Annotated in this window: 10 protein-coding genes; 4 read left to right on the top strand and 6 right to left on the bottom strand. The window is 69.3% G+C overall.

From position 1 onward, the window contains the following. Positions 1–15 precede the first annotated feature (15 nt). The 5 genes from DL990_RS21090 to DL990_RS21070 are packed head-to-tail and all read right to left on the bottom strand — an operon-like array spanning position 16 to position 4,979. Positions 16–1,038, bottom strand: a complete 1,023-nt coding sequence (locus tag DL990_RS21090; RefSeq protein WP_125799685.1) for a GNAT family N-acetyltransferase — start codon at positions 1,036–1,038, stop codon at positions 16–18. After that, the gene (locus DL990_RS21085) at positions 1,032–2,075 is read right to left on the bottom strand and encodes a GNAT family N-acetyltransferase (protein ID WP_125799684.1); all 1,044 of its coding nucleotides are present in this window, start codon (positions 2,073–2,075) and stop codon (positions 1,032–1,034) included. The genes DL990_RS21090 and DL990_RS21085 overlap by 7 nt, the downstream gene beginning before the upstream one ends. Beyond that, positions 2,072–3,175: a hypothetical protein gene (locus DL990_RS21080; protein WP_125799683.1), complete on the bottom strand. Its 1,104-nt coding sequence runs from the start codon at positions 3,173–3,175 to the stop codon at positions 2,072–2,074. The genes DL990_RS21085 and DL990_RS21080 overlap by 4 nt, the downstream gene beginning before the upstream one ends. Further along, complete coding sequence (locus tag DL990_RS21075; protein WP_125799682.1) at positions 3,169–4,206, bottom strand: GNAT family N-acetyltransferase; 1,038 nt, start codon at positions 4,204–4,206, stop codon at positions 3,169–3,171. Before DL990_RS21075 ends, DL990_RS21080 begins: the two co-directional genes overlap by 7 nt. Next, positions 4,203–4,979, bottom strand: a complete 777-nt coding sequence (locus DL990_RS21070; protein ID WP_125799681.1) for a hypothetical protein — start codon at positions 4,977–4,979, stop codon at positions 4,203–4,205. The genes DL990_RS21075 and DL990_RS21070 overlap by 4 nt, the downstream gene beginning before the upstream one ends. Before the next feature lie 271 nt (positions 4,980–5,250). On the opposite strand from DL990_RS21070, the gene DL990_RS42430 reads away from it, so the two are divergent. The 4 genes from DL990_RS42430 to DL990_RS21050 are packed head-to-tail and all read left to right on the top strand — an operon-like array spanning position 5,251 to position 11,278. Continuing rightward, positions 5,251–7,485 (top strand): glycosyltransferase, encoded by a 2,235-nt coding sequence (locus DL990_RS42430; protein ID WP_125785886.1) that lies wholly within the window; start codon positions 5,251–5,253, stop codon positions 7,483–7,485. Beyond that, a complete protein-coding gene (locus DL990_RS21060) occupies positions 7,482–8,759 on the top strand; it encodes a hypothetical protein (protein WP_125799680.1) in 1,278 nt (425 codons plus the stop codon). The genes DL990_RS42430 and DL990_RS21060 overlap by 4 nt, the downstream gene beginning before the upstream one ends. Positions 8,760–8,780: 21 nt before the next feature. Beyond that, positions 8,781–10,583: a carbamoyltransferase C-terminal domain-containing protein gene (locus tag DL990_RS21055; RefSeq protein ID WP_125799679.1), complete on the top strand. Its 1,803-nt coding sequence runs from the start codon at positions 8,781–8,783 to the stop codon at positions 10,581–10,583. Continuing rightward, entirely contained in the window at positions 10,580–11,278 is a 699-nt protein-coding gene (locus DL990_RS21050; protein WP_125799678.1) for a hypothetical protein, read from the top strand. Before DL990_RS21055 ends, DL990_RS21050 begins: the two co-directional genes overlap by 4 nt. Before the next feature lie 164 nt (positions 11,279–11,442). Here the strand turns inward: DL990_RS21050 and hemW are convergent, their stop codons facing one another. Then, complete coding sequence (gene hemW, locus DL990_RS21045) at positions 11,443–12,657, bottom strand: radical SAM family heme chaperone HemW (protein ID WP_125799677.1); 1,215 nt, start codon at positions 12,655–12,657, stop codon at positions 11,443–11,445. Positions 12,658–12,662: the final 5 nt, after the last annotated feature.

Below are 12,662 nucleotides of genomic sequence, written 5' to 3'. Positions count from 1 at the left end.
GCTTTCCCCGCTACCTCAGAGCAGCGCGACCGCGGCCGCGTACTGCGGCACCAGATGCGCCCCCAAGGACACCTTTATCTCCGACATCTTCTTGCCGAACACCACCTGCGGCCGCCCTGCTTCCACCGCCCAGCGCACGACTTCGCCGTAGAAGTGGAAGTACAGATTGGGCCGCCCGCCGAGTTCCGGTGGCAGCGCCGCCCAATGCCGGGCGATCGGCAGGGCCGGGTGATCGAGCAGGGTCGCGACGGCGATCGCCCGGCCCGTGGCGGTCTCGCGGTACTCGATGACGTGCACGTCCGGTTGCCGCAGCAGCGCGCTCACGTAGCCGACGAACGCCGGGAGCGGCACGATCGGCACGTCGCGATGCTTGGATTCGTTGTGCCGCAACAGTTCCGCGATCTCCACCGGATCGGCATCGGCACCTGGCCGCACGCGCACCCCGATCGACGGATCGGCCTCGAAGGTACGGAAGATCTTGCGCAGGTTCTGTTTGCGCTTCCTGGCCAGCGAGTACATCCAGTCGTCCCGGTTCGAGAACGGCGAGACGTCGAGGACCGCGACGTCCTCGGTTCGGCGCACCAGCTTCGGCCCGCCGCGGACACTGTCCACTCCGGACTCGCCGACCTGCCGGATCAGGAGGCCCCGTAGCCCAAGGCCCAGCTCCGAGCGCATGGCCGGGACGAAGGTGTCCAGCAACCTGCCGACGCCGCCGTCACCGTCCGCGCCGTCGAACCACCAGCCCGGCATCGACCCCGAACCGGGGGCACGGACGTCGAGCCCGCCGACCCGTCCGCGCCCTGCCGGGCGGGCGAACCGGTGCCGCCGCGTGAGCCCGGCGACCCACGCGGAACTGACCACGCCACGCGGTTCCCCGTCTTCGAGCAGGACCGTGACCGGCTGTTCGGTGCGTGCCGCCCACGCCTGGGTGGTGAGCACCTCCCAGCTCCAGTCCGCGCGCAGACCGGCCTTGGCCCGCAACGGTTTCCAGTAGGCAGGCTCCGGATCGCGGCGGGGATCCAGCACTTCGATCACCATCGTGTCACCGGTCTCGGCACGATGACCCCGAGCAGCGGGACCGGCTGGAAGCCGAGCGTCGCCTTCAGGTCGGTCAGCCCTCGCCCCATCGACAAGGACTTCCGGTTTCCCTCGATCATATGGCGCACGTTACGGACGACGGCGTCGAAGTAGAGATGTTTCGGCCGCCCCTCCTCCGGCGTCACCGCTGCCCAATGCTGGTGCAGCGGCGCCACCGGGTGATCGAGCACGTTGCCGAACGCGAGCAGCCTGCCGTCGGCGTCGTGGTAGGTCGTGGTGATCACGTCCGGCCTGCGCACGAGTTCCGCGAAGTATTCGGCGGTGATCGGACCGCGCCGGTCGAACTTCACCTGTCCCATCCGCTCGCGGTGCTTCCGCAGCAGGGTGGCCAGTTCCCGTGCGTCGAGGTCGATGCGTGCGGCCTCGCCTCGGACGATCACGTCCGGGTCGGCGGCGACCTTCTTCGACTGGCCGCGCAGGCTCAGCCGCCTGCTCCGGCGCAGCGACGCCAGCCAACCCTCGACGTCGACGAACCGGTTCTCCAGCACCGAGGTCGGCATCGTGTCGAGAACATGTCTGCCCCGTCCGGTCAGCATGTCGAGCGCTTCCGGCTCCACGGTGCGGTAAACGACGCCGAGGCAGCCGGGCCCGGTGAAGCGGCCGACGGCGCGCTCGAACCGGCGCATGATCTCCCGCCGGTCGGCGGCGTCCACACCGTCCGAGAACAACCACGGCGGATATCCGGAAAGCCACGCGTGCTGCACCTCGACCCAGCGCGGCCCCAACCGCGCCACCCCGCGTACCGCTCCAGGCCGCTCCGAGGCCACCGGGGCACACAGCATCGCCAGTACCGCGGCGACGATCTCTCCGCCGGCGCTGATCACGGTGAGGACGTTGGGGCTGCGGGAAAAGCGCGACTCCACCCGCAGCAATCCGTAGTCCCAAGGAACCGGAGCCTGCTGCGCGACGAGGAACCCGGCCCAGCCCTCGGGTTCCGGATCGGTCCGCGGGTCGAGCACCCGCACTTCCCAGGTCATCGGCCCAGCACCGGTCTCGGCACGGCGACCGACACCAAGGACCTGGTACCGAAGCCGAACGCGGCCTTGTTCTCCAGCATCGCCCGGCCGGCGGTCAGCTCAGGGCGCCCTTGCGTGATCATGTGTTCCACTCCCCTGGCGTAGAAGTCGACATAGAGCCCTTTACGTCCGCCGCGCGCACTCGGCAGCGCGGCCCACTGGTGCAGCGCGCATCCGTCGTCGGCGTCGAACACCGTGCCGAAGCCCAGCAGACGTCCGGATCCGTCGCGGTAAGTGCGGGTGATGACGTCCGGACGGCGTACGAGGGCGTCCAGGTAGGACGGTGCGATCGGGCTCCGGGTGTCCATGTGCAGCCCGCCGAACCGCGACCGCTGTCCCCCCGCCCAGGCCCGTTCGTCCTGCCTGGTCCGGTGGGCGTTGAGCAGCACGGCGAGTTCATGGCAGTCCAGGTCCTGGCGGGCGGAGGCCGCTTCGGTGCGCAGATCCTCGTCCTCGCGCAGGTCTCGCAGCGTCTTCCGGGTCTCGTCGCCGAGCGCCCGCTCCCAATCGTCCACAGTGGAGTATTCATTGGCCAGCACGGCGGCCGGGTCGATCTCTCGTGACATCCGGCCGCGGCCTTCCAGCGCCGGGAGGAGTTCCGGGTTCATCGCGCGGTAGATCACGCCAAGCAGACCCGGGCCGAGCCGGGCGCACAGTGCCCGTTCGAACCGGCGGACCGCCTCTCGCCGCTCGACGCCGTCCAGCCGTTCGTCGAGCGCCACGGCGGGATACCCGCTGAGCTGCCAGAGGTAGGCCTCCGCCCAGCGCGGGCGGAACCGGCCGCGCCGGACGGACAGCGGCGCGAAGTCACCCGCCCGCCAGCTCCGGCACACCATCACCGTGAACGCGCCGACGATCTCCTCGCCCCTGCGGAGCACCGCGAGCACCGCGGGGTTCTTCGCCATCCAGGCTTCCCGGCGCAGCACCTCGTACTCCCAGACCGGCCGTAACCTCGCCCGTCGCAGGAACCCACGCCACCCCTCGGGTTCGGCCGCGGTCCTCGGATCGAGCACCTCGACCTCGACATCGGTGCTCCGTTCCGTCACCTTCATCGTCACCATCCCAGTACCGGTCTCGGCACCGCCGCGGAGTAAACCGGGCGCGCCCGGAAACCCAGCGTGGCCTTGAGTTCGGGCAGTCCGCGCCCGGCGGTGAGCTCCTTGACCCCACGCCGCGTCGCGTAGCGCATGGCGTGGATGTAGGAGTCGAACAGCAGACCCTGCCGCCCGCCTTCGCCCACCGGCAAGGTGCCCCAATGCTGTTTCGCGGGACTGTCCGGATGGTCGAGCAAGGTGTTCACCGCGAGCAGCCTGCCATCGGCGGCGGTGTAGGTCAGCGTGTGCACGTCCGGCCGCCGGAGGAACCGGTGCAGGAACGCCGCGGACGGCGGTGTCCTGGTGTCGAGCGGGAGCTTCCCGTGCCGGTCACGATGTCCCTGGATGAGGGCGGCGACCTCGGCGCTGTCGACGTCTTCCCGGCCCGCACCGCCTTCGACCACCACATCGGGATCCGCGGCCAGCCTCCGTCGCTGCCGTCGCAGGCCACCCCGTCGCGATTTGGGCAGCGACGCGATCCATTCGTCTTCGGAACCGAAGTGGTTCTCCAGCACCGCGACCGAATCGACCACCTTCACCAGCCGGCCTGGGCCCTGGAGGTCCTGCGCGAAGTCGTGACCCAACGCTCGGTACAGCACCCCGAGCAGGCCCGGACCGAGCCGGCGGCGCAGTGACCGTTCGAATTCCCGGATCAGCGGACGCCGGTCGGCGCCACCGATCCCCGGCGCGAACGCGAACCCCGGATAGCCGCTCAGCCACGGTTGGCACACCTCGGCCCAGAACGGGCGCAGCAACCTGTGCCCCGGCGTCGGCGCGAGGCGGTACCGCAGCCGGGGACGGCACACCAGCACCGAGAACGCCGCGACGATCCCGGCACCGTTCGTGACGGTGGCCAGCATCGGCGGGTTCCGCGCGGTCCAAGCGTCGAGCCTCATCACCTCGTAGTCCCACACCGGATGCAGGCGCGCGACGTGGAAGAACTCCGGCCAGCCGACCGGAACGGGATCGGTGCGGGGATCGTGGAAGCCGATCTTCACGTGAGCACGACCGGTGTCCCGTGTCGCGGGCACGGCGCGATCTCGCCACGGACGCCGCCCGCCGGGAGCACGTCCACGAACCGCGGGGAATCCTGACGCAGCAGGGTGAACGCGAGCCCGCCCGTCGTGGATCGCGCGTAGACGCGGGGCCAGTCGAGGTGCCAGCGGCCGCACTCCTCGATCGCGCCCAGGTACCCCAGCGACGGATCGTGGAGGACACCGTACGGACCGGTGTCCATTGTGTCCAGTTCCCGTCGCGGTACGGATTCGACCCGGTACGCACGGTCCTCGGGTAGCGCCGCGGAGAAGACAGCCAGTTGCTTGTCGTCACCGATAGCGAGCACTCGCTGCCCTCGGCGAAGCGCGGCGGACAGTTCGGCGAGCACACCCGGCGCCGGGACGTCGGGATCCACCAAACAGCAACGAACTCCACGAGGCAGGTCCACCGGTGGCCGCACCCCGTCGTCACCCAGCACGACGACCAGTGCCTCCCCGGTCACCGAGCGTGCCTTGCGCAGCACGGGACCCAGCCCCCGGCTCGACTCGATCCGTTGCGTGCCACCGGCGAGCGGCACGAGATCGATGATCTTGTGCACCGCCTCGGCCAGCGGCGCCGCGCCGGAATCCGTCCCGGTGCGACCGGGCACCAGCACAGGATCCGTTCTGCCGTCGAGTGCCCAGCGCTCCCGGTAGAACGGCACCGTCGCGAAGGCCGACCGTACCGAACGCCGATAGGCGGCCCGCCAGGCAGCACTCACCCCCACTGTCCACATGGCGCGCAAGCCTGCGTCATCGACGCCGGTTTGGGAATACCCCGCGCCAGGTTCATCCGGTTTCCGGCCGACTTCCCACCTTTTCGACTGAGCTGAAAGGACGAACTTTCGGTATGTGCTGGCGATAACAAAGCGAGTCTGCCTATAACACGGGAACTTTCGAGCCGGCACGACCTGCCGGACGCCTGGGGCCAAGGGGACTCATGAACCGTGAAATCACGACGAGTGACGCTACGAACACGATAGCGCAAGCAGCGCGGGGAATCGGAAGATGAGCTGGACGGTCCCCGGTCCGGCGCAGAGTGGACTCACCGTGGTCGTTCCGTGCTTCAACGAAGTCGACAACGTCGAGCCCTCCTATCAGGAGATCGTCGCCGAGCTGGGAAACCTCCCACTCGAACTGCTCTATGTGGACGATGGGAGCACCGACGGGACGCTGGACGTCGTCCGGGCGCTCGCGCATACCGACCCTCGGGTGCGGTACCTGTCCTTCACCCGGAACTTCGGTTTCGAAGCGGCGTTTTCCGCGGGTTACCGGTACGCGGGGAAACCGTGGATCCTGCACATCGACGCCGACCAGCAGTTTCCGGCCGCCGAGGCGTGGAAATTGATCACCGCCGCCGAGGAGGGCAACGACGCCGTTTTCGGCGTGCGCACAAATAGGCAAGATCCCTTACTAAGACGCTGGGGTACCGCGGCCTTCCATTTCCTCGGCCGCCGCGTGCTGCGTATCGAGATCCCGCCCGGCGCGACGGCGTTCCGGTTGGTGCGCACGGAGCTCGCGCGCAAGATCGTCGACCTCCGCCTGGGAACCCCGTACTTCCTCGCCACCGTGCCGAGGCTGACCAGCCGCTACACCACCGTCCCGGTGGCACACCGGGCACGCGAACGCGGCGAGTCCAAAGTGGGCTTCGGTTTCCTTTCCTCGCACGCCATCGAGTTGTTCGTCGGCTTCACCCGGCGGCTGACGACGGTGGCTTCGACCACGGCGGTGCTGGCCGCCGGGATCTCGGTGCTCGCCGGGATCGCGGCCGCCACCGGACTGCTCGGCCTGAACGCCGCGTCGACGCTGACGTTCGTCCTGTTCTCCGTGCTGCTGACCGTGCTCGCGTTGTCCGTCCGCTACCTGGTCGTGGTCGGCGCGGGACAGCCGCGGCCACGGCAGTTCTACATCAGGGAAGCCAACTTCCCGGTCGACGAGGACGACCGGCTCTACGCCTCGGCCATGGCCGAGATCCATCCTGGGGAAAGGCAAGCGGGAGTGAAGAAAACCGAAGAGACGGCGGCACCTCGGAGCCTGGTGATCCTGGGCGGGGCCGACGGTTCGGTCAGCACGTACCACCGGGCGCGGGAACTCGGTTTCCGCACCATCTGCGTGGACGTGCGCACGAGCGCGCCCGCGGCCGCGCTGGCCGACGAGTTCGTCCAGGTCAGTGTCCGCGCGCCGGAACAGATCGCGGCGGCGCTGGACGGACGCGACGACATCGCCGGGGTGCTCTGCCCGGCCAGCGACGTCGGACTGCCCGCGCTCGCCTGGCTCACCCGGCACTGGAACCTGCCGGACCCGCTGCCAGAAGCCGCCGTCGCCGCGTCCGTCGACAAGTCCGTCTTCCGCGAACTCTGCGACAGGCTGCGTCTGCCGACCTACCGCAGTGTCGGCGGGAAACCCGGACCGGACCTCGCGCTCGCCGCGCAGCAACTGCGGTTCCCCACGCTGGTGAAACCGGTCGACTCCTCCGGGAGCCGCGGCGTCGTCTCGTGCGCGAGCCCCGGCGGCCTGGACACCGCGTTCACCGACTCGCTCGCGTTCTCGCCGTCCGGGCGACTGGTCGTCGAGGAACATCTCGACGGCTCGCACTACACGATCGAAGCGCTCGTGGTCGACGGCCGGATCGTGTTCCACGCGGTCACCCGGCGCACGCTCACGCCGCCACCGTTCTTCGTGACGGCCTCCCATCTCTTGCCCGCCGGACTGCCGCCGATGGTCGACCGCGCGCTCCCGGTGATGCTGGCCGGGTTGTGCGCGGAACTCGGCTACCGCACCGGGCCGCTCACCCTCGACGCCGTTCTCGGCCGCGACGGGAAGTTCTACCTGATCGAGATGGGCGCCAGGATGGGCGGGAACGGACTGGCCGAGGCGATCGAGCTCAGCACCGGCGTCGACCTGATCGCCGCGGGGATCGCCGCCGCGACCGGCGGTGAAGTGGTGCTCGCGCCGCGCGCCCCGCGGCCGACGCTGATCCACATCCTCGCCTCCGACCGCGGCGGCCGGATCGTGCGGATCGAGGGCGCCGACGAGGTCCGCGCCATGCCGGCGGTGCACAACCTGGAACTGTTCGCGGAGCAGGATTCCTACGTCAAACCGTATGAGCAGGCGGGCTACAAGATGGGCTACGCCGTACTTTCGGCACCGACCGTGCCCGATGTCCTCGCCGCGGAGGACGAGTTGCGCGGCACGCTGAAGTTCCTGCTCGACGAACAGGGTATGGCGGTGCCGCTCCCTTGACCGACACTTCGCTCACCGGCTCCGGCACCGCGTCGATCGCGGCGCCGAAGCCGTCGATGGTGCTGCGGCTGCTCGCCGGTCGCGGCGTCTTCCGGCTGGCGATCCAGGCGATGGGCCTGGTGCTGGTCACCGCGTGGGGGGCGCACGACTACGGCCGGTTCGCCACCGCGCTCGGGCTGATGACGTGGCTCAACTTCGTGCCGTCCTCGGCGGAGAAGTCGGCGTTGAAATGCCTGCCCCGCCTGCGGATGACGCGGGACGCGGTCGCGGGCTTGGCCGTCCGGGTCGCCGTCGTCCCGGTCATGGTGGTGCTGGTGGCGATGGCGGTCGCGCTGCTCGTCGCGCCGGGCTCGGACGCCGCGCTGTACCTGACGGCGGCAGGCTGGTCGATCTCCGGCGGCCTGCTGATGACCGTCTCCGGCCTGCACCGGTTCAACGGCAAGTCCACTTTGGACGCATTGGCGTTCACCGCGGGCGCGATCGTGGTCGGCGCGGTGACCGTGGGCACCTGGTTCGTCCGCTGGCCGCCCCTGACGCATCTCGGCCTGCTGCTCGGCGGGATCCTGCTCATCCTCGGCTGCTCCGCGGCGCTGCTGCCGAAGAAGTGGCTACGGGTGGAAAAGGTCGACGGGCACCGGCTCTGGCCCGCGTTCGGCCGGACCACGGTGCTGCTCGGGATGACCGAGGTTTTGGACGTCCTCGCGACGTCGTCGGTGTTCGGCGTGCTGGCGCTGGCCGGACGCACCGTCGACAGTGGACCGTTCTACGTCGCCTTGCTGGCCAGCAGCGCGTTCTGTTCGCTGTTGTTCTATCAGCTCCGGGTGCACCAGCCGACGATATCCGCGCGGCTGCGCGGAAGCGGGGCGGTGGCGGGCCGGGCCCGTGCGGTCGAACTGCTGAAACTGGTCGAACGGGGCGCGCTCGCCTTCCTCGTCCTGGTGGGCGTCGCCCTCGTGATCCCGGCGGCTCGCGCGGTGCTGACCGCCGAAAACACCGTCGGCGCCTATGTGGTCCTCGGTGTCTTCGTCCTGGTCGAAACGGTGCTGTTCGCCGTGCGGCTCTACGCGGGCTTCCTGATCGAGAACACCAACAGCAAGGTCCTCACGCTCACCGCGTCCGCCGCGATCGCCGGTCTGGTCGCCACCCCGCTGGCCGCCGCCGCGCTCGTCCCGGCGATGGGGCCGGTCGGCGGATTCGCCGCCCTCGTCTTCGCCATCGGCACGCGGGCGGCCGTGCTCCGGCGGCTGCTGCGCCGCCACCACCCCGAACTCTGAACGTCGCACTGGAGAAGGAACATGTACGTACTGGGAATCAGCAGGGTCCACGACTCGGCGGCCGCGCTCGTGCGCGACGGCGAGATCATCGCTTTCGCCGAGGAAGAACGCTTCACCCGCAAGAAGCACGACGGGGACTTCCCCGCGGAGGCGATCAAGTTCTGCCTGGAGCGCGGCGGGATCACCCTCGCCGACGTCGACCACGTCGCCTACTACTGGCAGCGCTGGCGCGAAGGCATCCACGCGGCGAAGGTGTTCGCGAAGTACTTCCCGGCGACGCTGGAGGTCTTCCGCAATCAGAACGGCGACGAGGGCGGCTCCTCCGCGGGCATGGTGGAGACGTTCAAGACCGGTGGCGGCAAGGGCGTCGACGACTACCACGTCGGCGGCGCGGTGCTCGCGCATCTCAAACGGTCCTACACGCTCGAACGTGACGTGAAGGAAGCCGTGGGCTGGACCGGCCCGGCGAAGTTCAAGACGCATCTGGTCGACCATCACAAGGCCCACGCCGCCAGCGGCTACTTCATCTCGCCATGGGAAGAGTCGGCGGTGCTCACCTTCGACGGCATCGGCAGCGACGGCACCGCAACCTATCTGGGCCACGGCAAGGGAAACCGGATCATCGACATCCGGCGGATCAAGTTCCCGCATTCACTCGGCGCGATGTACGCCGGCGTCACCGGGTACCTCGGCTTCTACCCCACCCGTGACGAAGGCAAGATCATGGGGCTGGCGCCGCTCGGCGACGACACCTACGTCGACGCGTTCAAGCAGCTGATCCACCTCGACGACGATGGCGGGTACGAGCTCGACCTGAGCTTCTTCGGCCACCACCGCACCGGCAAGCACGTGATGTCGAAGAAGTTCACCGACCTGTTCGGCCCGGCGCGGCCCAAGACCCGGGTCACCGCGGAGAACCCGGTGCCGCAGCACTACTGCGACATCGCCTATGCGCTGCAGGTCACCCTGGAGGAAGCCGGGCTGCACCTCGCGCGCTGGCTGCAACGGGAAACCGGGTCGCGGCGGCTGTGCGTCGCGGGTGGTGTCGCGCTGAACAGCGTGATGAACGGGCGGATCCTGCTGGAAACCCCGTTCGAGGACTTCTTCGCCCAGCCCGCGGCCGCCGACGACGGCTGCGCGCTCGGTTCGGCGCTGGAGGTGTCGGTCGGCAAGTACGGCAAGCCGCGCCCCCGCGACGGCTATACCTACACCGGCCCGGACCACACCGAGGCGGAGATGGAACTGGCGCTGCAGGACGCCGGTGTCCGGTACACCAAGGTCGACGACATCGCCGCCCACACGGCGAAGAAGATCTCCGAGGGCAAGATCATCGGCTGGGTGCAGGGCCGGATGGAATGCGGGCCGCGCGCGCTCGGCAACCGTTCGCTGGTGGCCGACCCGCGCGACCCCGACTCGAAGACGCGGATGAACGAGAAGGTCAAGCACCGCGAGGCGTTCCGGCCGTTCGCCCCGTCGTGCCTGGCGGAACGCGCGGGCGACTGGTTCGTCAGCGACTACCCGTCGCCGGTGATGCTGCTGGTGTTCGACGTCCTGCCGGACAAACGCGACGAGGTCCCCGCCATCACCCATGTCGACGGGACCGCCCGCGTGCAGACGGTGAGCGAAACGGACAACCCGCTGTACTACCGCATGATCAGCGAGTTCGAGAAACTCACCGGCGTGCCGATGGTGGTCAACACCTCGTTCAACGACAACAACGAACCGATCGTCGCCAGCCCGGCCGACGCGGTGGCCTGTTACCTGAAGACCGACGTCGACGCGCTCGCCCTCGGGCCGTTCTGGGCAGAGAAGGACGACCTGTGACCGCCACGCTGCCCGACACGGACGGATGGGTGCCCGCGCTTTACCGGCGGCGCAAATGGTTGTGGCTGGTGGCCGCCGTCCCGGCCGTGGTCACCACGCTGCTGATCATGGTGATCCTGCCGCCGGACCAGACGCTCGACAACGTCGTGGACTGGGCGTTCAAGCTGTGCCCGTTCGTGTTCGCGGTCTGCACGGTGGCGCTCTTCCCGCGCACCAAGTGGGGTCCGGCGCTGATCGCGCTCGCGGTGTTCGTCTACATGTCCTATTTGGACACCGAACTGATCATGCGGATCCAGGCGTTCGCCAGGAACGCCGCCACCGACGAGGACGCCTTCCAGCCGGTGTACCAGTTCGAACTGTTCATCGTGACGTTCATCGTCCTGTTCGGACTGATGGCGTACCGGATGGGCGGCGGCCGGACGGCGAACGTGCTCAAAACCGGCATCGCGGCGATCCTGGTGGTGATCTCGGGCGCGAACGACCTGACGTTCTGGGCGCTCAACGACGTCTGGGCCGCCGGGACGAAACCGACCGAGCTGAAGTGGGCGTCGCATATGATCGTGTTCCTCGGCGGACCGCCGAGCGTTCCGGTCGCGGTCGTGTTCATGCTGGTGCACCTGGTGCTGGCGGCGATCGTGGTGGCACTGCCGGTTGGCCGGTGGGTGGACCGGGCGCTGGGACTCGCTTCGACCTGACGCACGCGTCACTTTCCAGGTGGCGTGTGGCTACTCGAGCTATTGAGGGGTAAGGCAATGGTGTCGGGTCGCGGGGATTCGCTCGCGGCCGTGGGGCACCCAGGCGTCGCGAAAGTGGCTTTCGCAACCCGCCAGACACGACTTGCCGCTCACGAGCGCCACGCTCAGGTGAGCCGGCGCACCAGACCGTCGGCCAGCAACCGCCCGCGATCGGTCAGCACCGCACGTCCCTGACCGTCCAAAGCGGACTGATCCAGCAACCCTTCGGCGGCGGCGGCGCGGGCTTCGGCCCGGCCGTCGTCGTCGAGGCCGTCGAGCGGAAGCCCTTCGGAGAGCCGGAGTTCCAGCATCACGCGTTCCAGATGCCGGTCCTCGCCGGTCAGCAGTTCACGGCCCGCGGCCGGTGAGTCACCGGCGGCGAGGGACGCGGCGTAGCGGGCCGGATGCTTGACGTTCCACCAGCGGACGCCGCCGACGTGACTGTGCGCGCCGGGTCCGGCGCCCCACCAGTCGCCGCCGCGCCAGTAACCGATGTTGTGCCGGCAGCGGGCTTCTTCCGAGGTCGCCCAGTTGGACACCTCGTACCAGCGCAAGCCCGCCGAAGCGAGGACGCGGTCGATCATCTCGTAGTCGGCGGCGAGCACGTCGTCGTCCGGCGCGGGCAGTTCACCGCGGCGGATGCGGCGGGCGAGCGCGGTGCCCTCTTCGACGATCAGCGCGTACGCCGAGACGTGGTCGACGCCGGCCGCCAGCACCGCGTCCAGCGAAGCCTGGAGGTCTTCGATCCGCTCCCCCGGCGTGCCGTAGATGACGTCGAGGTTGACGTGCTCGAACCCGGCGGCGCGGGCCTCTTCGGCGGCCGTGACCGGGCGGCCCGGGGTGTGCACGCGATCGAGGATCTTCAGCACGTGCTGAGCGGCCGACTGCATCCCGAGCGAGATCCGGTTGTACCCGGCGTCACGGATGCCCGCGAAGAACTCGGGCGAGGTGGACTCCGGATTGGACTCCGTCGTCACCTCGGCGTCCGGCGCGAGCCCGAAGGTGTCACGAACGGCGTCGAGGACGCTTCGGAGCCCTTCGGCGCCGAGGAGGGACGGGGTGCCGCCGCCGACGAAGACGGTGTCGACCGCGGGCGGCTTCCCCAGCACGCGCGCGGCCAGGTCGAACTCGCGCTTGAGACCTTCGAGCCAGGACTGCGGCGACGAACCGCTGTCCAGCTCTCCGGCGGTGTAGGTGTTGAAGTCGCAGTAGCCGCAACGGGTCGCGCAGAAAGGGACGTGCACGTAGACGCCGAACGGCCGGGTGCCGAGCCCTTCCAGCGCGCTCTCGGGGAGCGCGGACTCGACGGGCGTGGTGGTTTCGGGCAGCAACGCGGGCACACCCC

The sequence above is a fragment of the Amycolatopsis sp. WAC 01416 genome, from assembly GCF_003947485.1.
Lineage (GTDB): Bacteria > Actinomycetota > Actinomycetes > Mycobacteriales > Pseudonocardiaceae > Amycolatopsis.
The sequence above is the reverse complement of the archived record's forward strand: the minus strand, read 5'-3'. Positions and strand labels throughout refer to the sequence as shown.

What these genes read in the sequence shown, in the direction of transcription:
- DL990_RS21090 (WP_125799685.1), bottom strand. Translation starts at nt 1,038, where the DNA reads ATGGTGATCGAAGTGCTGGATCCCCGCCGCGATCCGGAGCCTGCCTAC.
- DL990_RS21085 (WP_125799684.1), bottom strand. Translation starts at nt 2,075, where the DNA reads ATGACCTGGGAAGTGCGGGTGCTCGACCCGCGGACCGATCCGGAACCC.
- DL990_RS21080 (WP_125799683.1), bottom strand. Translation starts at nt 3,175, where the DNA reads ATGGTGACGATGAAGGTGACGGAACGGAGCACCGATGTCGAGGTCGAG.
- DL990_RS21070 (WP_125799681.1), bottom strand. Translation starts at nt 4,979, where the DNA reads ATGTGGACAGTGGGGGTGAGTGCTGCCTGGCGGGCCGCCTATCGGCGT.
- DL990_RS42430 (WP_125785886.1), top strand. Translation starts at nt 5,251, where the DNA reads ATGAGCTGGACGGTCCCCGGTCCGGCGCAGAGTGGACTCACCGTGGTC.
- DL990_RS21055 (WP_125799679.1), top strand. Translation starts at nt 8,781, where the DNA reads ATGTACGTACTGGGAATCAGCAGGGTCCACGACTCGGCGGCCGCGCTC.